The sequence below is a fragment of the Lichenibacterium ramalinae genome (assembly GCF_004137085.1).
Lineage (GTDB): Bacteria > Pseudomonadota > Alphaproteobacteria > Rhizobiales > Beijerinckiaceae > Lichenihabitans > Lichenihabitans ramalinae.
Genome location: NZ_QYBC01000001.1, coordinates 204,554 through 227,084, shown reverse-complemented (window position 1 = coordinate 227,084; position 22,531 = coordinate 204,554). Strand labels below are relative to the sequence as shown.

General features: G+C 73.0%; 24 protein-coding genes. 9 read left to right on the top strand and 15 right to left on the bottom strand.

The window, feature by feature from the left end:
• From D3272_RS01075 to D3272_RS01040, 8 genes are all read right to left on the bottom strand, one after another.
• Entirely contained in the window at positions 1–339 is a 339-nt protein-coding gene (locus D3272_RS01075; RefSeq protein ID WP_129217225.1) for an Rdx family protein, read from the bottom strand.
• A gap of 256 nt (positions 340–595) precedes the next feature.
• The gene (locus D3272_RS01070; protein ID WP_129217224.1) at positions 596–1,675 is read right to left on the bottom strand and encodes an extensin-like domain-containing protein; all 1,080 of its coding nucleotides are present in this window, start codon (positions 1,673–1,675) and stop codon (positions 596–598) included.
• Between the two features lie 102 nt (positions 1,676–1,777).
• On the bottom strand, positions 1,778–2,476 hold the full coding sequence (locus D3272_RS01065) for a hypothetical protein (RefSeq protein WP_129217223.1): 699 nt from the start codon (positions 2,474–2,476) through the stop codon (positions 1,778–1,780).
• Positions 2,477–2,571: 95 nt separating this feature from the next.
• Positions 2,572–3,270 carry a YggS family pyridoxal phosphate-dependent enzyme gene (locus D3272_RS01060; RefSeq protein ID WP_129217222.1) on the bottom strand — a complete coding sequence of 233 codons (699 nt, stop codon included), beginning with the start codon at positions 3,268–3,270 and terminating at the stop codon, positions 2,572–2,574.
• A gap of 73 nt (positions 3,271–3,343) precedes the next feature.
• Complete coding sequence (gene hpnE / locus D3272_RS01055; RefSeq protein WP_129217221.1) at positions 3,344–4,591, bottom strand: hydroxysqualene dehydroxylase HpnE; 1,248 nt, start codon at positions 4,589–4,591, stop codon at positions 3,344–3,346.
• Complete coding sequence (gene hpnD, locus D3272_RS01050; RefSeq protein ID WP_281010568.1) at positions 4,591–5,433, bottom strand: presqualene diphosphate synthase HpnD; 843 nt, start codon at positions 5,431–5,433, stop codon at positions 4,591–4,593. The genes hpnE and hpnD overlap by 1 nt, the downstream gene beginning before the upstream one ends.
• Entirely contained in the window at positions 5,430–6,311 is an 882-nt protein-coding gene (hpnC, locus tag D3272_RS01045) for a squalene synthase HpnC (protein WP_129217220.1), read from the bottom strand. Before hpnC ends, hpnD begins: the two co-directional genes overlap by 4 nt.
• 89 nt (positions 6,312–6,400) lie before the next feature.
• Positions 6,401–6,586, bottom strand: coding sequence for a hypothetical protein (locus D3272_RS01040; protein ID WP_129217219.1), 186 nt, complete (start codon positions 6,584–6,586; stop codon positions 6,401–6,403).
• A 231-nt stretch (positions 6,587–6,817) separates the two neighbouring features.
• Here D3272_RS01040 and D3272_RS01035 point away from each other — a divergent pair, with 231 nt between their 5' ends.
• Positions 6,818–8,020 (top strand): cupin domain-containing protein, encoded by a 1,203-nt coding sequence (locus tag D3272_RS01035; protein ID WP_129217218.1) that lies wholly within the window; start codon positions 6,818–6,820, stop codon positions 8,018–8,020.
• Positions 8,021–8,102: 82 nt separating this feature from the next.
• Here D3272_RS01035 and D3272_RS01030 read toward each other — a convergent pair whose 3' ends face one another.
• From D3272_RS01030 to D3272_RS01020, 3 genes are read right to left on the bottom strand one after another with little or no spacing between them, the layout of a single operon-like run.
• Positions 8,103–8,777 carry a GntR family transcriptional regulator gene (locus D3272_RS01030; protein WP_207210094.1) on the bottom strand — a complete coding sequence of 225 codons (675 nt, stop codon included), beginning with the start codon at positions 8,775–8,777 and terminating at the stop codon, positions 8,103–8,105.
• Positions 8,778–8,794: 17 nt separating this feature from the next.
• Positions 8,795–9,793 carry a 4-hydroxyproline epimerase gene (locus D3272_RS01025; RefSeq protein ID WP_129217217.1) on the bottom strand — a complete coding sequence of 333 codons (999 nt, stop codon included), beginning with the start codon at positions 9,791–9,793 and terminating at the stop codon, positions 8,795–8,797.
• 7 nt (positions 9,794–9,800) lie between these two features.
• A complete protein-coding gene (locus D3272_RS01020; RefSeq protein ID WP_129217216.1) occupies positions 9,801–10,715 on the bottom strand; it encodes a dihydrodipicolinate synthase family protein in 915 nt (304 codons plus the stop codon).
• A 65-nt stretch (positions 10,716–10,780) separates the two neighbouring features.
• Between D3272_RS01020 and D3272_RS01015 the strand changes: the two genes are divergently transcribed.
• The 7 genes from D3272_RS01015 to D3272_RS00985 all read left to right on the top strand — a co-directional run bounded on the left by D3272_RS01015 (position 10,781) and on the right by D3272_RS00985 (position 18,531).
• The gene (locus D3272_RS01015) at positions 10,781–12,031 is read left to right on the top strand and encodes an NAD(P)/FAD-dependent oxidoreductase (protein WP_207210093.1); all 1,251 of its coding nucleotides are present in this window, start codon (positions 10,781–10,783) and stop codon (positions 12,029–12,031) included.
• Between the two features lie 126 nt (positions 12,032–12,157).
• Complete coding sequence (rph, locus tag D3272_RS01010) at positions 12,158–12,880, top strand: ribonuclease PH (RefSeq protein WP_129217214.1); 723 nt, start codon at positions 12,158–12,160, stop codon at positions 12,878–12,880.
• 166 nt (positions 12,881–13,046) lie between these two features.
• Entirely contained in the window at positions 13,047–13,481 is a 435-nt protein-coding gene (locus D3272_RS01005) for an RbsD/FucU family protein (RefSeq protein ID WP_129217213.1), read from the top strand.
• A gap of 70 nt (positions 13,482–13,551) precedes the next feature.
• Positions 13,552–15,261 (top strand): heparinase II/III family protein, encoded by a 1,710-nt coding sequence (locus tag D3272_RS01000; RefSeq protein WP_129217212.1) that lies wholly within the window; start codon positions 13,552–13,554, stop codon positions 15,259–15,261.
• 107 nt (positions 15,262–15,368) lie between these two features.
• Positions 15,369–16,961, top strand: a complete 1,593-nt coding sequence (gene purH, locus D3272_RS00995) for a bifunctional phosphoribosylaminoimidazolecarboxamide formyltransferase/IMP cyclohydrolase (protein ID WP_129217211.1) — start codon at positions 15,369–15,371, stop codon at positions 16,959–16,961.
• Positions 16,958–17,341, top strand: a complete 384-nt coding sequence (locus D3272_RS00990; protein ID WP_129217210.1) for a hypothetical protein — start codon at positions 16,958–16,960, stop codon at positions 17,339–17,341. Before purH ends, D3272_RS00990 begins: the two co-directional genes overlap by 4 nt.
• 71 nt (positions 17,342–17,412) lie before the next feature.
• The gene (locus tag D3272_RS00985; RefSeq protein ID WP_129217209.1) at positions 17,413–18,531 is read left to right on the top strand and encodes a nucleoside hydrolase; all 1,119 of its coding nucleotides are present in this window, start codon (positions 17,413–17,415) and stop codon (positions 18,529–18,531) included.
• A 37-nt stretch (positions 18,532–18,568) separates the two neighbouring features.
• Here D3272_RS00985 and phbB read toward each other — a convergent pair whose 3' ends face one another.
• The 4 genes from phbB to pgsA form a co-directional block, all read right to left on the bottom strand.
• Positions 18,569–19,291 (bottom strand): acetoacetyl-CoA reductase, encoded by a 723-nt coding sequence (gene phbB, locus D3272_RS00980; protein ID WP_129217208.1) that lies wholly within the window; start codon positions 19,289–19,291, stop codon positions 18,569–18,571.
• Positions 19,292–19,452: 161 nt separating this feature from the next.
• Positions 19,453–19,911 (bottom strand): molybdenum cofactor biosynthesis protein MoaE, encoded by a 459-nt coding sequence (locus D3272_RS00975; protein WP_129217207.1) that lies wholly within the window; start codon positions 19,909–19,911, stop codon positions 19,453–19,455.
• A gap of 4 nt (positions 19,912–19,915) precedes the next feature.
• Positions 19,916–20,167, bottom strand: coding sequence for a molybdopterin converting factor subunit 1 (gene moaD / locus D3272_RS00970; protein ID WP_129217206.1), 252 nt, complete (start codon positions 20,165–20,167; stop codon positions 19,916–19,918).
• Positions 20,168–20,171: 4 nt separating this feature from the next.
• Positions 20,172–20,759 (bottom strand): CDP-diacylglycerol--glycerol-3-phosphate 3-phosphatidyltransferase, encoded by a 588-nt coding sequence (gene pgsA, locus D3272_RS00965; RefSeq protein ID WP_129217205.1) that lies wholly within the window; start codon positions 20,757–20,759, stop codon positions 20,172–20,174.
• Between the two features lie 127 nt (positions 20,760–20,886).
• Between pgsA and D3272_RS00960 the strand changes: the two genes are divergently transcribed.
• A complete protein-coding gene (locus D3272_RS00960; RefSeq protein ID WP_129217204.1) occupies positions 20,887–22,470 on the top strand; it encodes a Na+/H+ antiporter in 1,584 nt (527 codons plus the stop codon).
• Positions 22,471–22,531: the final 61 nt, after the last annotated feature.

Sequence of the window (22,531 nt, the reverse complement as noted above, 5' to 3'; positions counted from 1 at the left end):
TCAGCCGGGATCGCCGGACCGGCGGTCGACCGGTTTCGTGTCGAGGTGCCCGAGATCGCGTCCGGGGTCGAGCCTGTCGCGGACCCGCCCCTTCAGGGCTTTCACGTCGGGAAAGCCGCCGTCCCGCTTGCGCTCCCAGATCTCGACCCCGTCGTAGGTGATGGCGAAGGCGCCCCCGGTGGCGGGCACGAGCGTCACGGCGCCGAGCTCCGCGCCGAAGGTCGACAGCAGTTCCTGGGCCATCCAGGCCGATCGCAAGAGCCAGTTGCATTGCGTGCAGTAGGTGATGGCGATGTGGGGCTTGGCGGGACGCGCGTCGCCGGCCGTCTCGTGGGACATCGTGAAGGATCCGTCCTGCGGAGGTCCGCTGTTCGGGGTTTTGTCGCGTGGCGAGATCCGGTGGCGGCAGCCCCAAACCGGACCGTCCGGGCAAAGCCCCGGAAGCGACGTCGCCGGGCTGCCCGGACATTTGAAACGCCCGCCCTGTATAGCGCCACCGGACCATGCTGGCGAGGTGCGGAGGCGAAGCACGCTCGCCGGAACGCTCGACAGGCGTCGGGCAGCGCCGCCCTCGCCGGGGCGATGCGGCGGGGTGTCAGCGCCCGATGCTGGAAGTGACGTCCCAGTCCTTCGGTGCTCCGGCGCTGCGGGCCGGGGCCGTGGCTCGGGGTGGGCGCGGGGCGCCGTCCTCGGATGCCGCGCCGAAGCTGATGAGCGGCGGCTCGGCGGGCTCGGAGGCGATGGGGCGCGGGGCCCGGAGGGGCTCGGCCCGGGCCGCCGTCATGTCGGGCACGGACCGCGTGGGGGCGAGCGCCGGGGCGCGCGGCCGGCGGGCGGACAGGCCCGGCGCGTCCGCCGGCAGCTCGGCCAACAGCGTCGCGGGTCCGGAGCGCAAGGCCGGCTCGGGCAGCGGTGTCCGGGCGATGTCCATCTCCTCCTCGACGGCCGGAGGGTCCGGCATGGCGTCCCGGACGGGGGGCTCGGGCAGGTTCGCCTGCGGCACCGGCTTGCAATAGCGCTGGGGCCCCCGCGACGTGGCGCCGTGCAGCGCCAGGTCGAGGTGGAAGTGGTTGTAGTGGAAGATGTTGTAGCCCGGCCCCAGCACCGTCGTGAAATGCCCGCAGGCGCCGGCATGGGCCTCGTGCAGGAAGGCGCGCTCCTGCTCGTCGGCGCCGTTGAACCCCCGCATGATGTTCAACGTCCGGCCGCTGGCCAGGGTGAAGCCGCCGACGTCGATGGCGTTGGCGAAGGAATGCTCGCTGAGCCCGGCGCCGCTCATATTGTTGATGCCGCGGCAATTGTAGCTGCCCATCGAGTCGATCCTGACGACCCGCTCGCCGAAGCGCGCCTGCGCGGCCGGCTGCACGACGTCCCGGACCCAGGCGTCGAGCGCCGCGATCATGGGACAGTCCAGGGTCTGGGTGGCGTTCAGCGCCACGCTGCCCCCGTCGAGCGCCGTGACCTTGAACGGATGCTCGGCGCCGCAGATCCCCGGCCCGCTCATCTCGTGGAAGGGGCGGATTGAGGCCGATTCGCTCACCAGCCCCTTGGCCAGGCACACGGCTTCTGCCTTGGCCCGCCACGGCGGCCGTTCGGCGCGCCGGGAGTCCGAACAGCCGGCGAGGGCGCCCAGCACGGCGGCGGCGATGAGGATCTGAAGACAGCGGAACCACATGCCGGCAGCGTGCCGGGCAGGGTTTAAGCGCCGCTCAACGATGGGTCGGGCACCGGCCCCGGCACCGGGGAAGCGCCCGCCATGGTTAAGGGCCGGTGTCGGTCAGATCGCCGGGTCCACGCCCGTCGGCATGCCGGCCACCGAGCCGATGTAGGAGCGCACCCGGCTGCGGCCGTGCTCGGTGTCCCGACGCGCCGTCACCGATTGGGCTTCCTCGCCCGGGATGGCGGTGCGCTCGGGGCCGGGCGAGGCGGCGGATTCGGGCGCGAGGTCCATGCCCGCCCCGAAGTCGGACGTCCCGACGCCGATCCGCTCGCGGACGTCGCGGTTGGCCTCGCCCGACACCAGCGGGTCGTGCCGCTGCTGGCTCTCGAAGCCCGACGCGTCGGTGGCGGACGGCCGCGCGTCGGTGCCGGCGGTCCAGCCCTCGGCCTTCCAGCTGGTTTCGCGCTCGTCGAGGTTCACGGCCCCGTCGCGGTCCAGGATGTCGATGGCGCGCTCGTAGCCAGCCGCCCCGGTGTGGACCGCCAGCGCGACGCCGCCGCGCCGCAGCCCCTCCTCGTAGGTGGCGCGGTCGTCGGTCGGCATGAAGACGAAGATGTCGAGCAACGCCTGGAAGAAGCCCACGTCCTTGTGGGGTGCGGCCTTGGCCTGGGCGGCCTCGCCCGTCACGACGTGGATGTCGGCGGCGGCGTAGCCGGCGGCGACGAGGTCCGCCCTCGCGTGGTCGGCCTCGGCCTGGCTCTCGAAGAAGGCCGTCACGGTCTGGCGGCTGGGGGCGTCCCCGCTGGCGTGGTCCATCGCGTCTCTCCCTGTGTGGCGGGGAAACACGGCGAGGGGCAGGGGCGTTCCATCGCGGGATGCCGACCGCGACGGGATGGGACGGCCAGGATCGTTCAGGGCCGAAGCGGCGGGCGCGCCCCGAAGATGGCGGTGCCGACGCGCACATGCGTGGCGCCGAGCTGGATGCCGAGTTCGAAGTCCGAACTCATCCCCATGGACAGTCCTGGGAGGCCGTTGCGCGCCGCGATCTTGGCCAGCAGCGCGAAATGCGGGGAAGCCTGCTCGTCGGCCGGCGGGATGCACATGAGGCCGGCGACGTCGAGCCCGAGCGCCTCGCGGCAGTGCCGGACGAAGCCGTCGGCCTCGGCCGGCAGGATGCCGGCCTTCTGCGGCTCGGCCCCGGTGTTGACCTCGACGAAGAGCCGAACGGGCTTGCCGGCGCGGGCGATCTCGGCGGCGAGGGCTTCGGCGATCTTGGGCCGGTCCACCGTCTCGATGACGTCGAAGAGTTCGACCGCCTCGCGCGCCTTGTTGGACTGCAGCGGGCCGATGAGGTGCAGTTCGACGTCCGGGAAGCGGGCGCGCAGCGCGGGCCACTTCGCCTTCGACTCCTGCACGCGGTTCTCGCCGAAGACGCGGTGGCCGGCCTCGAGGGCCGGTGCGATGATTTCCGCGTCGTGGGTCTTCGACACGGCGACGAGCGCGACACTGCCGGGCGCCCGGCCGACGTCCGTCGCGGCCCGGGCGACGCGCGCCGCGACGCCGGCGAGGCGGGCGGGGATCTCGGCGGCCGGTGTTTCGCTGTCGGTCATGGGCTCGTCCTCTCGGGCAGGTGGCGGCCCGAAGACTACACGCCCTGGCCGGCGCCGGAAATCTGACGCGGCGTCACCGCGACGCCAGCAGGGCGGCGCGGTTGCCGGAGCGCAGCGCCCCCTCGATGGTGGAGGGCAGGCCCGTCTGGGTCCAGTCGCCGGCGAGGAGCAGGTTGCGCCACGCCGTCTCGGGGCCGGGGCGCAAGGCGTCCTGTTCGGGCGTGGCGGCGAAGGTGGCGCGCTTCTCGCGGATGATGCGGTGGGGCGGCAGCGTGTCGGGGTCGTGGCCCGTCACGGCCGCCACCTCGCGCCACAGCCGGGCCGCCAGCTCGTCCTTGGGGGTGTCGAGGAAGCGGTCGGCGTCGCTGATCGTCACCGACAGGCGTCCGGGAAAGGCGAAGACCCATTCGGACGCGGCGTTGATCAGCCCGATCATCAGGGGCTGGCCGTCGGGCGGGCTCGCCAGGAAATGCGCGTTGACGATGGAGCGGAAATCGGTCGGCACGGTGAGGCCCGGCACCAGCGTGGCGGCGACCGGGGCCGTGACGGCCAGGATGACGCCGTCGCCCGGCTCCAGCACCGTGGGGTCCTCGTCGGCGAAGTCCAGCGCCGCCACGCGGGTGCCGTCGAAGGCGAGGCTGCGCAGGCGATGGTCGAAGCGGACCTCGACGCCGCGCGCCTTCAGGGTGGCGAGCGCCGGGTCCACGAAGGCTTCGCCGAGGCCCTCGGTGGCGACCAGCGGCCGGCAGGCGTCGCCGCCCTTGGCGAGGGACTCGCGCACCACCGCCCCGGCGAGGGCCGCCGAGGAGGCTTTGGGGTCGGTGTTGAGCGCCGCCACCAGCAGCGGGTGCCACAGGCGCTCCCACAGGGGCCCCTCGCAGGCCATCACGTCCCCGATGCGGTCGCGGGGGCCGGCGCGCAGCAGCTTGCCGAGCGCGAGGTAATCGTTCCAGCGCGTGCCGGGCACGCGGCGCCGCGCCGAGAAGATCCACCAGGGCAGCCGGCCGGCGTTGGGGATCACCCGCCAGCGGGCGCCCGTCGCGAGGTCGGCGAAGTCGAAGGCGGCGTCGCGCGTCGGCTTCAGCCTGTCGCCCGCGCCGATCGCCGCCACGTAGTCGCGGACGGCGAGGTTGCCCGAGAGCACGAGGTGGTTGCCGTTGTCGATGACGGTGCCGAGGGCCTGGTCGTGATAGGACCGGCAGCGCCCGCCGGCGTGGCGCGACGCCTCGTGCAGCACGATGCGCCGCCGCTTGGGGTCGAGCTTCAGGGCTGCGGCGAGGCCGGCGAGGCCGGCCCCGACGACGTGGACGGTGCCACCCATCAGAACAGCCCGTGCCGCACGAGCGAGATCAGCAGTTTCAGCTTGGGCTTTCGCACGACCGCGCGGGGTGCCGCGAAGCCGCGCTTGGCGGTGGCTTCGAGGATCGCGCCATAGACGGCGCCCATGAGGCGGGGCGCCCGGGTGGCGCGGCGCGGCTCGCGCGCCATGATGGCCTGGGCCTCGGCGAAATGGGCGCGCGCCTCCTGCACGATGGGGGCGCAGACGGCGGGCAGGGCGGGATGCGCCGCCACCGCCACGGGATCGGCGGTGACGATGCCGGCGGCGTCCAGCTTCTCGCGCGGCAGGTACAGCCGGCCCATGGCGGCGTCCTCGTCGATGTCGCGCAGGATGTTGGTCTTCTGCAGGGCCCGGCCGAGGTGGTGGGCGAGGCCGTGGCCGTTGGCCTCCGACACGCCGAAGATCCGGACCGACAGGCGGCCGACCGCGCTGGCGACGCGGTCGCAATAAAGGTCGAGCGTGGCCTCGTCGGGCGCCCGGATGTCCTCGGCGGCATCCATGGCCATGCCGTCGATCACGGCGATGAAATCAGCGCGGTCGAGGCCGTAGCGGCGCACCGGCTCGGCGAGCGGCGCCGTGTCGGGGGTCGGCCGGCCGGCATAGAGGGCGTCGATGCCCTCGCGCCAGCGCGCCAGGCCGGCGAACCGCTGCTCGCGCGTGCCGCCGTCGTCGGCCACGTCGTCGACGGCGCGGCAGAACGCGTAGACGGCATACATGGCCTCGCGCTGCGGCTTCGGCAGGATGCGCATGCCGGCGTAGAAGGAGGAGCCGGCGGCCTGCGCGGCCTGGGCCACGCCCACGGCGGGTTCCGTCGTGGCGCTCACGCCCGGCCCATCCGGGGGGCGGCCGGCGCGGCGGGGCGGAACAGCCGGGAGAAGGCGACGCGAGCCGCCCCGGCGCCGCCGACCCGCAGGTATTCGAGCTTGTTGTGGTGCACGCGCTCGCTCAGCGGGTCGCGGGTCCCGAGCGTCGTCGTCAGGTGGCGGGCCAGCGCGATGATGACGGCGGTCTCGAGGCTCAGGCGGAAATCCGCCACCTGCCGGGGCAGGATCCCGCCCTCGTCGAGCAGCCCCATGGTGCGGGTCGCGAGGGTTGCAAACAGGCGGCGCAGCGCCGGCGACGCCGAGTCGGCGCCGAGCGCCTCCACGGTCAGCCCGGCGTCGGCGAGCGCGTCGTCGGGCACGTAGACGCGGTCGAGGTCGCGGAAGTCCTTCCCGCAATCCTGGAGGTGGTTGATGATCTGCAGGGCGGCGCAGACGGCATCCGACGCCGCCCAGGTGGCCTCGCTTTCGCCGTGCACGTCGAGCACGTAGCGGCCGACCGGCATGGCGGACAGGCTGCAATAATGCATGAGGTCGGCCCAGTCGGCCGTGCGGTTCTTGGTGACGTCGAGCCGGAAGGCCGCGATGAGGTCCTGCGCGTGGCGCGGCGTCAGGCGCCGCTCGGCCAGCACGGCGCGGAGCGGGCGCGCCACGGGCTCGTCGTCGCGCCGCCCGAGCAGCGCCTGTTCCAGCCGGTCGAGGTGGTCGAGCTTCTCGGCCGGCGTCAGCGTCGCATGGTCGGCGACGTCGTCGGCGGCGCGCACGAAGTCGTAGAAGGCCATGACGGCCGGCCGGTGGCGGGCCGCGATGAGGTGGGACGCCACGGGGAAGTTCTCGTCCGTGTGGGTCTTGCCCGACGCGACGTCGCTGGCTGTCGTCATGCTGCTGTCTGGTCCCGCCGGCCTCAGGTCGAGCCCGTGTCTTTAGGTCAAATGCCGCCCCGTGGAAAGGCGCGCTGGGCCGGGGCGCGTCACTCGGCGGCGCCGCGCTTGGGCAGGTAGCCCTTCTGGCGCAGGTGCTTGGCCAGGATCTGCCGGATGGCCTCCGACACGGTGGGGATCGGCGTGCGGCCGCGGCGCCACTCGTCCACGGCCTTCAGCATGGACTCGTCGAAGCCGATGACCTTCTTGACCGGGTAGAGCTGGGGGCGGGCCATGGCGATGCCTGCGGGCGGGAATGGAACCGTCGGGGAGTTAAGGGCATGTTTCGCGTATGTCAAACTCCGGCCCCGCCCCGGTCCGCCCTCACGCCGGCGCCGACGTAAGAATGTTTTTAAAAACCGGCCCGCGCCCGGCGATTGCCGCGCCTGTCCGTCGCCCGTATTGCATGCAGTAGCACGAGGCCGGACGGTGCCGGCGATCGCGCAGGATCTTCGAGGGAGGCCGAGATGGACACCAGCAGGCGCAATTTCCTGGGCACGGCGGCGCTGGGCGCCGGCGGCCTCGTGGCGCTGACGACGGCCGCCGGGGCGGCCGCGGCGTCGACCGACGACAAGGGCCAGCCCGGGCAGGGCGGCTTCGGCCGCGACGTCCAGCAGCTCCAGCCCGGCGCGCAGGTCGCCTATCACGACCCCAAGGACGTGGGCGAGATGCCCGACTTCGTCCGCTCGCTCGACGGCTCGAAGCCGAAGATCACGTCGGGCGGCTGGGCCAAGGAATCGACCGAGCACCAGCTCCCCATCATGAAGGGGCTGGCCGGCGTCCACATGTTCCTCAACCCCGGCGCCTCGCGCGAACTGCACTGGCACGCCATCGCGGCCGAATGGGCCTATGTGATCGACGGCCAGTGCCAGACCGTGGTGCTCGACCCCTCGGGCCAGACCGAGGTCAACAACTACAAGCCGGGCGACCTCTGGTTCTTCCCCAAGGGCCATGGCCACTCGATCCAGACGATCGGCGACAAGCCGTGCCACTTCCTCCTGTCCTTCGACAACGGCGCCTTCTCGGAACACGGCACCTTCTCGATCACCGACTGGATCGACGTGACGCCGCACGACATGCTGGCCCGCAACTTCGGCCTGACGCCGGCGATGTTCGACGCCTTCCCCAAGGGTGAGACCTACATCCAGGCCGGGCCCGTCGTGCCGGTCGCCCAGGCGGTGGACGCGCCCTGGCCGAAGGATTCGACCCACAAGTTCACGCTGCTGCACGACCCGCGCGCGCGCCGCGACTTCGACGGCGGCTCCTTCCACCTCGCCTCGGTGGACGAGTGGCCGATCTCCAGGACGATGTCGGGCGGCCTGATGGTGATCAAGCCCGGCCAGATGAAGGAGCTGCACTGGAACCCGAACGCCGACGAGTTCCAGTTCTACCTCAAGGGCAAGGGCCAGGTGGCGCTGTTCGGCTCGGGCGGCCGCGGCAAGGTCGCCGAGGTCAAGGCCGGCGACTCCGCCTACATCCCACAGGGCTACGGCCACGCCATGATGAACACCGGCACCGAGGACCTCGAGATGATCCAGACCTGGAACGCCGGCAAGTTCGAGGAGATCACCCTCAAGCACTGGATGGAGACGGCGCCCCGCTATCTCCTGTCCAACAACCTGTCCGGCGTGCCCGCCGCGACGGTCGACAAGCTCGACCCGCAGGCCTGAGCGGCCGATCGGGCCGGACCGGCGCCTTTTCGCGTCGGGACCGGCCCGGTCGTGTCGGCCGGGCCGCCATCACGGGGCGGCATCACGGTGCGGTGCCGGCCCGCTCGAACTCGGCCCGCAGGTCTGCCAGCGTCGCCGCGATATGGGCGGAGCTGAGCGTCCCGGCCCGCGCGGCGTCGCCGCGCGACCAGGCTTCGAAGAGCGCGGCATGCTCGACGAGGGCGCGGTCGGCGCGGCCCGCCGGGGCGAGGTGGCGCACCACGTAGCGTTCCGAGATCGTGTGGAGCCGCTCCGCCATCTGCTGCGTCACGGGCCGCCCGCCCGGACGGATCAGGGCCATGTGGAAGGCGCGGTTGAGGGCGCCGGCGCGCCCGTCGTGGGCCGCGGCCGCGGCGCCGAGCGCCGCCAGCGCGTCCCGGCCGGCCTCTACGTCCGCCGGCCCCAGGCAGGTCGCCGCCGCCGCCACGGCGTCGGGCTCGATCTTCAGCCGCAGGTCGAAGACGTCGTAGGCTTCCGCCGCGGTGAGCGGCCGCACCACGTAGCCGCGGTTGCGCTCGGACACCACGAGCCCGTCCCGCTCGAGCCGCGCCAGCGCTTCGCGCAACGGGATCTTGCTGATGCCGAACTCCGCCGCCAGCGCGTCCTGCCGGATCGGCGCGTCGGCGGCGAGGTCCCCCGCCACGATGCGGGCGCGCAGGACATCGATGATCTGGTCGGCGAGCGCGGTCTTGACGATGAGGGCCATGGCCCCCGCCATACCAGAGCCGTCCCGCCCTACACCACCTGGAAGCCCGGCCAGAACGGGTCGGCGCGGTCGATCCAGATGGTGTTGAAGCCCGTCGCCACGGCCGAGCCCATGATGGCCGGCACGATGCCGGCCTGCCCGCCAACCTCGGCTTCGGCGAGGACGGTCCCGGTGAAGCGGCTGCCGATGTAGCTCTCGTGGACGAAGCTTTGGCCGACGGCGAGCCGGCCCGTCGCGGCGAGCTGGGCCAGGCGCGCCGACGTGCCGGTGCCGCAGGGGGATCGGTCGATCGCCTTGTCGCCGTAGAAGACGGCGTTGCGGCCGTCCGCGCCCTCGCCGCGCGGCGCATCGGCCCAGAGCACGTGCGACACGCCGCGGATCGTCGGGTCCTGCGGGTGCACGGGCTCGAAGCGCTCGCCCACGAGGTCGCGCACCGCGCCGCTGAGCGCCACCAGCCGCGCCGCGCCGAGGTCGTCGAGCCCCGTATAGGCGCCCTGCGGCTCCACGATGGCGTAGAAGTTGCCCCCATAGGCCACGTCGACGCTGAGCGGGCCGAAGCCCGGCACGTCGATGGCGATGCCGCGCGCCGCCACATAGGCCGGCACGTTGGTGATGGTGACGGCGGCGATCCGCTCTCCCTCGACCCGGTAGGCGATGTCGATGGTGCCCGCCGGCACCTCGACGCGCAGGCGGCCGGGGGTACGGGGCTGGATGAGCCCGTGTTCGAGCCCGAACGTCACCATGCCGATCGTGCCGTGGCCGCACATGGGCAGGCAGCCGCTGGTCTCGATGAACAGGATGCCGATGTCGGCGTCGGGCCGCGTCGGCGGATACAGGAAGCCGCCCGACATCATGTCGTGGCCGCGCGGCTCGAAGCACAGGCCCGTCCGGATCCAGTCGAAGCGCTCGAGGAAGTCCTGCCGGCGCTCCGACATGGAGGCGCCGGCGAGCAGCGGCGCCCCGCCGGCGACGAGCCGCACGGGGTTGCCCGCCGTGTGGCCGTCGATGCAGAAGAAGGTGTGGCGCACGGCGGGTTCAGGCCGCCTTCGACAGGGACAGGCTCGGCCGGGTCGCGGCTGCGGTCTCCACCATGGCGGTGACCTCGTCGCGGCGGGCGCCCGACAGCGGCATCCGCGGCATGCGGACCCGCTCCGAGCCCCGGCCCATGATCTGCTCGGCCAGCTTGATCGACTGCACGAGGTCGTGCTCGGCATCGAGGTGCAGCAGCGGCATGAACCAGCGGTAGATCCGCCGCGCCGTGTCCCAGTCGCCCCGGGCCGCGGCGGCGACGAGCTGCACGGATTCCTGCGGGAAGGCGCTGGTCAGGCCCGACACCCAGCCCTTGGCGCCCAGCATCAGCCCCTCGAGCGCGATGTCGTCGAGGCCGGCGAAGATCTCGAATCGGTCGCCGAAGGTGTTGGCGAGGTCGGTGAAGCGGCGCGGGTCGGGCGCGCTTTCCTTCACGGCGACGATGTTGGGCACGTCCGCCAGGGCGCGCAGCACGTCGGCGCCGATGTTCACCCGGTAGGCGGGCGGGTTGTTGTAGAGCATGACGGGCAGGCGCGTGGCCTCCGCCACGGCGCGGAAATGCGCCACCAGCTCCTCGGGCCTGGGCACGTAGACCATGGCGGGCAGCACCATCAGGCCGTCGGCACCGAGCCTCTCGGCATCCCGCGCATAGGCGACGGCGCGGCGCGTATCGAGCTCCGACACGCCCGTGACCACCGGCACGCGGCCCGCCACCACCTCGACGGCGGCCGCCAGGATGGTGCGCTTCTCCTCGGGGTCGAGCGAATTGTTCTCGCCGCAGGTGCCCATCACGATGAGGCCGTTCACGCCGTCGCGCACGAGAGCATCCTGCACGCCCTGCGTGGCGGGGAGGTCGACGGACAGGTCCGCCGCGAACTGCGTCGTCACCGCCGGAAAAACGCCATGCCAACCCGTCGCCATCTCGACCTCCACTTGAACCAGTATCGTATACTATATACGATTACGGGATGGCGGAGGGTTGTCAAGTGGCGGATGCGGAGATCCTGGTGGTGGGCGGCGGCATCGTCGGCCTGTGCTGCGCGCTGGCGCTGCGCCGCAGGGGCGTGGAGGTCACGCTGCTCGACCCGGGCCGGCGCGAGGGCGCGGCCTCCTTCGGCAATGCCGGCCACATCGCGACCGAACAGGGGGCGCCGCTGGCCTCGGCCGCGATGCTGCGCTCGGCGCCGGGGCGGCTGACGCTGGCCGGCGGGCCGATCGCGCTGCCGCCGGGCGCCGTCCGGCACTGGCTGCCCTTCGCGCTGCGGCTGGCGCGGGCCGCGGCGCCGGCGCGCCATGCCGCCGGTGCGGCGGCGCTCGGTGGGCTGCTCGACGGCGCCATGCCGGCCTGGCGACGCCTGGTCCGGGACCTCGCGCGCCCCGATCTGCTGAGCGAGGACGGCCATTGGGTCGTGTGGCACGATCCCGCGGCGGCGGCGCGCGGCCTCGCGGCCTGGCGCACCGCCGCCATCGGCACGGCGCGGCTGCGCGAAGCGAGCCCCGGGGAGCGCGCCCATCTCGGCAGCGTCATGGCGCGGCCGCCCGTGGCGGCGCTGAAGTTCGACGGCACCGGGCAGGTGGCGGATCCCGGCGCCGTGCTCGACGCGCTCGAACGGGCCTTCGCGGCGGCGGGCGGCCGGCGCCAGGCCGGCCGGCTGCGGGCGCTGGAGGTCGCGGACGGCCGCGCCGTGGCGGTGACGGAGGCGGGGGAGCGGCTGGCACCCGGCCGCCTGCTGGTGGCGGCGGGTGTCGCCTCCGGGGCGCTGCTCGGGCCGGCCGGGCTCCGCGCCCCGATCATCGCCGAGCGCGGCTACCACATCCAGGCCGCCGAACACGGCTGGCCGGCGGATCTCCAGCCGATCGTCTTCGAGGACCGATCGACCATCGCGACGCGCTTCTCGGGCGGGCTCAGGGTGGCGGGCTTCGTGGAGTTCGGCCGCCACGACGCCGCGCCCGATCCGCGGCGCTGGCGGGCGCTGGAGCGGCACGCCGGCGCGCTCGGCCTGCCGCTGCGCGGGGCGCTGACCCGCTGGGTCGGCTCGCGCCCGACGCTCCCCGACTACCTCCCCGCCATCGGCCGCGCGCCGGGCGCCGGCAACCTGTTCTACGCCTTCGGCCACCAGCACCTCGGGCTGACGCTGGCCCCGCTGACGGCGGAGCTGGTGGCAGGGCTGATGGGTCAGGACGGCGGGGATCCCGCCCTCGCCGCCTTCTCGCTGCGCCGCTTCGCCCGGCCATGAGGGCGGACACCTGCCGCGGTTTTCGCCGGACCCGCCGCGACGGGCCGTTCCCTCCGGGCCGCCGATCCTTTAGAAGCGCCCGTCCGCGAACGGCCCGTGCCGCGACGCGCCCTGGAGTCTTCCCCGATGCGACCCTCGAACCGCGACGCCGCCGCGCTCCGCCCCGTCACGATCGAGCGGGGCGTCGCCCGCTACGCCGAAGGCTCCTGCCTGGTGAAGTTCGGCAACACCCACGTCCTGTGCGCGGCCTCGCTCGAGGATCGGCCGCCGCCGTGGCTGCGCGGGCAGGGGCGCGGTTGGGTGACGGCCGAATACGCCATGCTGCCCCGTGCCACCGCCACCCGCACCAAGCGCGAATCGGCTTCCGGCCGGCCCTCCGGCCGCACCCACGAGATTCAGCGCCTCATCGGCCGCAGCCTGCGCGCCGTGGTGGACCTGCAGGCCATGGGCGAGCGCCAGGTCGTGGTCGATTGCGACGTGATCCAGGCCGACGGCGGCACCCGCACGGCGGCCATCACGGGCGCCTGGGTGGCGCTGCACGACTGCCTCGCCTGGATGCACCACCGGTCCATGATCAAGCACATGCCGGTCCGCGACCACGTGGCGGCCGTGTCCTGCGGCATCGTCAAGGGCGAGGCGGTGCTCGACCTCGACTATGCCGAGGATTCGAGCGCCGAAACCGACGCCAATTTCGTCCTCACGGGCCAGGGCGGCCTCGTGGAGGTGCAGGCCACGGCCGAGAACGCCCCCTTCACGGAGGCGCAGCTCGGGTCCATGCTGGCCCTGGCCCGGGCCGGCATCGCCGACCTCGTGGCGCTCCAGAAGGACGCCGTCGCCAGGAAGCCGTGAGACTGTCGGGATGGATGCCGGTTTCCCCCGAAACCCAGGAGGACGTCCTCCCCGGTTCCAACCGGCATCCCGGCACAGGTTCGGTCCGTTCACCCTTCCTGGGCGGCCCCGGGTCGCGCCGCACCGCGGGGCCGGACCGGACGACATCGAGAGCGAGGAGAACGCCATGCTGAAGGGACTCGACCCGATCCTGACGCCCGAACTGCTGTCCACGCTGCGCGCCATGGGCCACGGCGACGAGATCGCCATCGTCGACGCCAACTTCCCCGCCGCCTCGTCGGGCCCGCCGGTCATCCGCCTCGGCGGCGTTCCGGCCGATGCCGTGGCGCATGCCGTGCTGTCCGTCATGCCGCTCGACGACTTCGTGCCCGAGGCGGCCTGGTGCATGGCGGTGGTGGACGACCCCGAGGCCGATCCCCCGATCTTCGACGGGTTCCGCGAAGCCCTGGCCCGCCACGAGACCGCCGAGTTCACGCTGAACAAGGTCGAGCGGTTCGCCTTCTACGCCCGCGTGTCGGCCTGCTTCGCCGTGGTGTCGACCGGGGAACGCCGGCTTTACGGCAACCTCATCCTCAAGAAGGGCGTGGTAAGGACCAATTAACCCTGTCGCACGATCATCGGCCGGGGCCGGCCCGCTCCGGGCGGCCGCGATTCGGTTGGGGTGGGGGCGCGTGAAGGACGAAACCGTCGCGGACCGCGCACGCCTGACGGCCCTCGTCCTGGCACGGCGGCTGCGGCACCTCGGCTTCGCGGCGCGCCGGCCGGTCCGCGGCCTCGCCACGCGCCGCAGCCGCGTCCCCGAGCGGCTGCTCATCGCCCCGCAGGACATCCGCACCGCCGACCCCACCGTCGCGGCCGACATCTACTCGGGCTATTTCGTCTTCGACGGCAAGGCCGTGAACACGCGCGGCGCTTCGCCGTTCGACGTCGACCCGCCCACCGAGGCCTGGGCGGCGGCGCTGGCCGGGTTCGGCTGGCTTCGCCACCTCAGGGCGGCCGAAACGGCGCTGGCCCGCGTCAACGCCCGCGCCCTCGTGGGCGACTGGATCGCGGGCGCGGCCCGCATGGGTGGGCCCGGCACGCGGCCCGACGTCACGGCGCGGCGGCTGCTCAGCTGGCTCAGCCAGTCGCCGCTCATCCTCGAGGGTGCCGACGCCGTCTTCTATCGCGCCTTCACCCGTAGCCTCACCCGCCAGGCCGACACGCTGCTCGGCATCGTCGACCGCGGGCTCGGCGGCACGGCAAGGTTGACCGCGCTGGTGGCGCTCTGCGAAGTCGCGCTCTGCGCCGAGGGGATGGCGCGCCTGCAACGCAAGGCGTCGCGCCTGCTCGCCGACGAACTCGGCCGCCAGATCCTGCCCGACGGCGGCCACGTGAGCCGCGATCCCCAGGCGCTGCTCGACCTGCTGCTCGACCTCCTGCCGCTGCGCCAGGCCTATGCGGCGCGCGAGGTTGCGCCGCCGCCGCCGCTGCTCAACGCCATCGACCGCATGATGCCCATGGTGCGCTGCTTCCGCCACGGCGACGGCGCGCTGGCCCTGTTCAACGGCATGGGCAGCACCCGGCCCGACGTGCTGGCCACCGTGCTGGCCTATGACGACGCGCGGGGCGCGGCGCTGACCAACGCGCGCTATTCCGGCTACCAGCGGCTCGATGCCGGGGACGCCAGCCTCATCGTCGATGCCGGCTGCCCGCCGCCGCCGACCTTCGCCGCCCGGGCCCATGCGGGCACGCTGGCCTTCGAATTCTCGCACGGCGCCCAGCGCCTCATCGTGAACTGCGGCGCCGCGCCCGAAGCCCAGCCGGCCGCCCGCGAAGCGTCCCGCGCCACGGCGGCGCATTCGACGCTGGTGCTGGGGGACCGCTCGTCGAGCCGCTTCGCCCAGCGCGGGTCGCTGCGCGGCATCCTCTACACGGGGCCGAGGGTGGTGACGGCGGAGCGCGGCGGGACGGGCGAGGGCGAGATGCTGGACCTGTCGCACGACGGCTATGCGCGCCGGGGCGGCTACGTCCACGGGCGCCGCCTGTGGCTGTCGGCCGACGGGCTGCGCCTCGCCGGCGAGGACCGGCTCGTGCCCGCCGAGGGCCGCAAGCCCGTTGAGGCCGGCTTCACCATCCGCTTCCACCTCCACCCGGCCTTGCGCGCCGTCGCGGCCCGGCACGGCACGGCGGCGCTGATCGCCGGCCCGGACGGGGCCCACTGGCTGTTCGAGGCCGGCGGGCTGCCGGTCGCCATCGAGGAGGGCATTTTCTTCGCCAACCCGGACGGGCCGCGCCGGGCCGAACAGATCGTGGTGCACGGCGACGCCGCCAACGCCGCCCCGGTGGCGTGGTCCCTGGCGTGGTCCCCGGCGCGGGACGCCGGGCAGGGCGAGGGCTGAGCGCTTCTCCTCCTCCCCTCGGCCGGCCGCGCGGCCCCGCCGGGGTTCGCAGCGCGGCGCGCGCGTGCTAAGCGCCCCGATCGACGGATTTCGGGGATCACATCGGCATGGCAAGCGACCTGCGCCGCATCCAACGCGCGCTGCTCTCGGTTTCGGACAAGACGGGGCTCGTCGACTTCGCGCGCTTCCTGCATGGACGCGGCGTCGCCCTGGTGTCGACGGGCGGGACGCGGGACGCGCTGGCGGCGGCCGGCCTGCCCGTCACCGAGGTCGCCGACCTCACGGGCTTCCCCGAGATGATGGACGGGCGGCTGAAGACGCTGCATCCCCTGGTGCACGGCGGGCTGCTGGCGATCCGCGAGAACCCCAGCCACGAGGCCGCCATGCTGGCCCACAACATCGCGCCGATCGACCTGCTGGTGGTCAACCTCTACCCCTTCGAGGCTACGGTGGCGCGCGGCGCCAGCGCCGAGGACTGCATCGAGAACATCGACATCGGCGGCCCCGCCATGATCCGCGGCGCCGCCAAGAACCACGACGACGTCGCCGTCGTGGTGGATGTCGCCGACTATGCCGTGGTGCGGGCCGAGATGGAGGCCAAGGACGGCGCCACCGGCCTGCGGCTGAGGCGCGGCCTGGCCCAGAAGGCCTATGCCCGCACGGCCGCCTACGACGCCACCATCGCCAACCACCTCGCCGCCACCGCGCTGGAAGACACGCCGACCTATCGGGCGCTCGGCGGCACCCTGCAGGAGGCCCTGCGCTACGGCGAGAACCCCCACCAGCGCGCCGCCTTCTACCGCACGCTGGATCCCCGCCCCGGCGTCGGCTCGGCCCGGCTGGTGCAGGGCAAGGCCCTGTCGTTCAACAACATCGGGGACGCGGACGCGGCCTTCGACCTCGTCGCCGAATTCGACCCCGCCGGCCCGGCGGCCGTCGCCATCATCAAGCACGCCAACCCCTGCGGCGTCGGCACCGGGGACACGCCCGCCGAGGCCTACCGGCGCGCCCTGCGCTGCGACCCGGTCTCGGCCTTCGGCGGCGTCGTGGCGGTGAACCGGCGGGTCGACGCGGGCTTGGCGACCGAACTCGCCAAGATCTTCACGGAAGCCATCATCGCGCCCGACGCCGACGAGGAGGCGCAGGCGATCCTCGCCGCCAAGAAGAACCTGCGCCTGCTGCTCACCGGCGGGCTGCCGGACCGGCGCGTCCCCGGCCTGCTGTGGCGCAGCGTGTCCGGCGGCTTCCTGGTGCAGGACCGCGACAACGCCACGGTCGACGACCTCGACCTCAAGGTGGTGACGCGCCGCGCCCCCACGGCGGAGGAGATGGAGGACCTGCGGCTCGGCTTCCGCGTCGTCAAGCACGTCAAGTCCAACGCCATCGTCTTCGCCCGGGGCGGCGCCACGGTCGGCATCGGCGCCGGCCAGATGAGCCGCGTCGACTCGGTCCGCACCGCCGTGTGGAAGGCCGAAGAGGCGGCCAAGGCGGCCGGCGAGGCGCAGAGCCTCGCGCGCGGCGCCGCCATGGCGTCCGACGCCTTCTTCCCCTTCGCGGACGGGCTCGAGGCGGCGGTCGCGGCCGGCATCACGGCCGTGATCCAGCCCGGCGGCTCGCTGCGCGACGCCGAAGTCGTGGAGGCGGCCGACAAGGCCGGCATCGCCATGGTGCTGACCGGCATCCGGCATTTCAAGCATTGAGCCTGCCGCTGCCCGCCGCTGCGCCGCCGCCGCCGCTCCGGAGCGCCGCCCGCGTCCTGTTCTGGCTGACGCTGGCCTATGTGGCCTTCGTCACGCTGTCGCCCATCGCGGACCGGCCGCTGACGCCCTTCGGCCCGCAGGTCGAGCGCTTCGGGGCCTTCCTCGTCGTCGGCGCGCTGCTGATGATCGGCTACCCCGGCCACCGCCTGCGCTGGTTCTGGGCCCTGGTGGTGGTGGCGGCCGCGCTCGAGGTTGGCCAGAACCTGGTCGGCGGCCGTCACGGGCGGGTGATCGACTTCGACGTCAAGGCCTGCGGCGCCGCGGCCGGGGCCGTGATGGGCTTCGTCGTCGAACGGCTGGTGCGGCGCGCCCCCGCGTGACGGGTTGCATCGGCGGCCGCGAGCCGTCAGAACGCGATGGTGTTCGAGCGCGAGACCGGAGCCTGCCGACCATGCCGTGGACGACCCGCCGCCCCACCGCCCGCGCCGGCAAGGCCATCTTCCTGGCTGCGCTGCTCGGCTTCGCCGGGACCGCCCGCGCCCAGCAGCCGCCGGCCGAGCCGCCGAAGGTCTTCGTGGTGATGGACAACGACTTCGCCGGGCCGGGCGGGACCGACATGCAGGCGATCCTGCCGCTGCTGGCCGACCCCAAGGTGGCCGTGCTGGGCTTCACGGTGGTGACGGGCGACGGCTGGGAGAACGAGGAGGCGGCGCGCCTGCTCCGCTTCCTCGAGGTCGCGGGGCGCCCCGACGTGCCGGTGGTGAACGGCGCCACCTATCCGCTGATGCGCTCGGTTCCCGAGATGAGGCTGTGGGAGCAGCGCTACGGCAAGATCCCGTGGAAGGGCGCCTGGGGCGGGCTCGGGCCGATCGACAAGGTGCCGGCCCAGCAGCCGGCGCTACCCCACCTCGACGAGGGCCTGCCGACGACCCCGCCCGCCCAGGGGTTGGCGGCGAGCTTCCTCATCAAGCAGGTGCACGCCCATCCCCACCAGGTGACGGTGATCGCGGCCGGGCCGCTGACCGACATCGCCCTGGCGATCCGCATGGACCCGAGCTTCGCGGCCGACGCGAAGCAGCTCGTCTTCATGGGCGGCCTGCTCGACACCGCGATGATGTCGGTGACGGGCAATGCCGATTTCGCCTCGGACTTCAACTTGATCTTCGACCCCGAGGCCGCCCATATCGCCCTGACGGCGCCCTGGCCCAAGATCACCGCGGTCGGCGACGTGTCGAATTCCGTGATGATGACCCATCCGCTGATGGACCGCATCGCCGGCGCCAAGACGCCGCTCACCGCCTATCTGGCCAAATACTTCAACCCTCTGCCGCTCTGGGACGAGATGGCGGCCGCCATCGCGCTCGACCCGACCCTGGTGACGAAGTCGGTCGAGGCCTTCATGGACGTCGACGTTTCGGGCGGCGCCGATTACGGCCGCGCCCATGTGTGGCCCGAGGCCCTAGCCCCCAAGGACATGGGGGTGCGGGCCGTCACGATCGTGCAGGAGATCGACACGGCGCGCTTCGTCGACGGCTTCGTCGCGGCCGCGCAGTGGACGCCGCCGAAATAGTCGCGCCCGCTCCGGAGCGGGCGCGGCGGCGCGACCGTCACATGTGCTGGCCGCCGTTGATCGACAGCACCGAGCCGGTGACGAAGGACGCGTCCTCGCTGGCGAGGTAGGACACGGCCTTGCCGACCTCCTCGGGCAGGCCGAGGCGCCCCACCGGGATCTGCGGCAGGATCTTGGTCTTGAGAACCTCGGGAGCGATGGCCTGGACCATCTCGGTGCCGATATAGCCCGGGCAGATGGCGTTGACGGTGATGCCCTTGTTGGCGCTTTCCTGCGCCAGCGCCTTGACGAAGCCGATGTCGCCCGCCTTCGCGGCCGAATAGTTCACCTGCCCCATCTGCCCCTTCTGGCCGTTGATGGAGGAGATGACGACGATGCGGCCCCAGTTGCGGGCCCGCATGCCGTCGATCACGGGACGGGTCACGTTGAACAGGGAATCGAGGTTGGTGGTGAGCACCGCCCGCCACTGCTCCTGCGTCATCTTGTGGAAGAAGCCGTCGCGCGTGATGCCGGCGTTGTTCACCAGGATGTCGATCGGGCCGACCTCGTCCTCGACGCGCTTCACGCCCTCGGCCGAAGCCTCGAAGCTGCCGACGTCCCACTTGAACACCGGGATGCCGGTCTCGCCCTTGAAGCGGCTCGCCGCCTCGTCGTTGCCGGCATAGCTGGCCGCGACCGTGACGCCGGCCTCGGTCAAGGCACGGCTGATGGCGGCGCCGATGCCGCGCGTGCCTCCGGTGACCAGTGCGATGCGTGCCATGTCGAATCCTCCCCGCCGCGGCGCCGTCTCCGCGCTCTCGGATCAACGTCTCTTGCAGGGTGCGGTTCGCCCAGTCCAGTCGATTCGAGACGGAAACGCAATGCAGCATAGAAGCGCCGGCGGCTGTTGCGTTGCAGTATAATGCGGCCTCGCCGCCGCCGTCAGCGCCAGCGATCGAGCGCGTCCGCGTCGTCGGCCTTGGGCGCCACCCATTCGGGCTGGCCCGCCGCAGCGTCACGGCGGCGGTTGCGCTTCCAGAACGGCGCTTCGCTCTTGAGGTAGTCCATGAGGAAATCGGCGGCCGCGAAGGCCGCGGCGCGATGGGCCGAGGCCGTGACCACCAGCACGATGTTGGCGCCCGGCGGGATGGCGCCGTGCCGGTGGATGACGCGGCAGCCCTGGAGCGGCCAGCGCGCCTCGGCCTCGGCGCAGACCCGGGCGATCTCGCCCTCCGCCATGCCGGGGTAATGCTCGATCTCGAGCGCCTCCAGCGTGCCGCCGTCGTCGCGGCACAGGCCCGAGAAGGTCACCACCGCGCCGACGTCCGTCCGCCCGGCCGTCAGCGCCGCGATCTCGGCCGCGGTGTCGTAGTCGCGGGACTGGACCGAGACGGAGGCCACCGCCTCAGCCCCCCGTCATCGGCGGGAAGAACGCCACCTCGCGGGCGCCCGCGAAGGGGGCGTCGTGCTTGGCGTGGAGCCGGTCGACGGCGGTGCGGATCACGGCCGGGTTCTCGAAGGCATGGGCGTAGTTCTCGCCCCGCCCCGCCAGCCAGCCCATGAGCTCGCCGAGCGTGGCGACGGCGGCCGGTGGTTCGATCTCCTCCTCGGCCACCCCGATGCGTTCCCGCACCCAGGCGAAATACAGGGCTTTCACGTCGTCACTCCGCCATCGGCCTGAAGCCGGCCTTCATGTAGTCCCAACCCGTGTAGAGCGTCAGGACCGCGGCGATCCACAGCAGCACGAGGCCGATGTTCAGCGTGCCGGGCAGCACGCGCTCGCCGGCCGGCCCCGCGATGAGGAAGCCGACGGCGGCGAGCTGCGCCGTGGTCTTCCATTTGGCGACCTTGGTGACCGGCACGGACACGCGCAGCTCGGCCAGGAACTCGCGCAGGCCCGACACCAGGATCTCGCGGCACAGGATCACGATGGCGGCCCAGATCGACCAGCTCGTCACCGAGCCGTCCGCCACCAACATGAGCAGCGAGGCCGCCACCAGCAGCTTGTCGGCGATGGGGTCCAGCATGCGGCCGAGGGAGGACTGCTGGTTCCAGGCGCGGGCGAGGTAGCCGTCGAAGAAATCCGTGATGCCCGCCACGGTGAAGATGGCCAGCGCCAGCCAGCGCATGCGGAAGTCGTCGGGAGCGAAGAGGCATCCGGCCACGGCCGGAACCGCCACCATGCGGCCGTAGGTCAGGAGGTTCGGCAGGTTCCACTGCCGTTCGCGCTCGATGGTGGAAAGTGCCATGGGGCGAGAGGGAACATGCCGGAGGGTTCGGCGTCAAGGGAGCGGCGCGGCGCGGGCGCGCCGATCCGGGGTCTCGACGGCGATGCTGCAGCGCGGCATTCTGGCCCGGCGCCCCCCGGAGATGCCCATGTCGCCCGTCGCCCGGTTCGAGTTCCTGCTGCTGCTCCTCGTCGTCGTGCTGGGGCTGGAGCTGCTGGCACGGCGGCTGCGCCTGCCGCCGGCGGCCGCGCTGGTGGCGGGCGGCATGGGGTTGGCCTTCGTGCCGGGCGTGCCGGCCGTCGCGCTCGACCCGGACCTCGTGCTGGTGCTGTTCCTGCCGCCCCTGCTGATGGACGGCGCCTACCTGACGGTGCTGTCCGACTTCCGCCGCCACATCGGCGGGATCCTGTCGCTGGCGGTCGGCGCCGTGGCCTTCACCACGGCGGTGGTGGGCGTCGCCGCGCATTGGGCGGTGCCGGGCCTGCCCTGGGCCGCCTGCTTCGCCCTCGGCGCCATCGTGTCGCCGCCCGATGCCGTGGCGGCCAAGGCGGTGCTCGACGGCGTGAAGCTGCCGCGGCGGGTCTCGGTTCTGCTGGAAGGCGAGAGCCTGCTCAACGACGCCGCCGGCCTCGTGCTGTTCCGCTTCGCCGTCGCGGCGGCCCTCACCGGCACCTTCGACGCCGGCGAAGCCGCCGGCACCTTCGCGGTCCTGGCGGTCGGCGGCGTGGCGGTGGGGGCCGCGTTCGGCTTCACCTGGGTCAGGCTGTTGCGCCGGCTCGGCGACGCTTCGCTCGCCATCGCGGCGACGCTGCTGCTGCCCTGGGCCGCCTACGTGGCCGGCGACGCCCTGGGCGTGTCGGGCGTCATCGCCACCGTGACGGCCGGGCTGATCTTCGGCTGGTACCAGCACGAGGTGTTCTCGGCGGAGATCCGCATCAAGGGCACGGCCTTCTACCAGGTGCTCGTCTTCCTGCTCGAAGCCTTCGTGTTCGTGCTGATCGGCCTGTCGCTGCGCGGCGTGGTCGATCGTCTCGGCGGGTTCGGCGCCGCCCTCGGCACGCTCGGCGGCCCCATCCTCGCCGTGGTGGCCGCCGTCACGGTCGCGCGCTTCGCCTGGATCTTCGCCAACGAGGTGGCGATCAGCGCGCTGTCGCGCGTCAAGGGCCCGCGCGTGCCCTTCTCGGCCGCCGGCTGCGGCGTGATGGGCTGGGCCGGCATGCGCGGCGTCGTCACCCTGGCCATCGCGCTGTCGCTGCCCGACGCCATGCCGGGCCGCGACGTCATCCTGGCCTCGGCCTTCGCCGTGATCCTCGTCACCGTGCTGGTGCAGGGCACCACGGTGGGATGGGTGATCCGCCGGCTGGGGCTCGAGGCCGGCGACGAGCGCGATGCCCGCCACCTCACGCAGGCCCAGGCGATGGCGCAGATGAGCGCGGCGCAGCTCAAGGCCGTCGAGGCGCTGGCGCGGGAGCCGGACGGCAGCCTCCGCCACCCGCGCCTCCTTGAACAATACGCCTACCGGGCCGACGTCATCGCCCGCTACGCCGACCGCCAGGACGAGGCGGCCGGGGAGCGGCGCGAGCATTTCGACGTCATGCTCGCCGCCGCCGGCGCCGGCCGCGCGGAGCTGCTCAGGCTGCACCGGGCCGGGCGGATCCACGACGACGTGCTGCGGGCCATCGAGCGCAGCCTCGATCTCCAGGAGGTGATGGCGGCGGGCGCGCGGGGGTGAGGATCAGGGTGGCGTGCAGCGTTGGCTGGAGGTTCGAAGCCGCGGGTCGGCGATCCCGCCA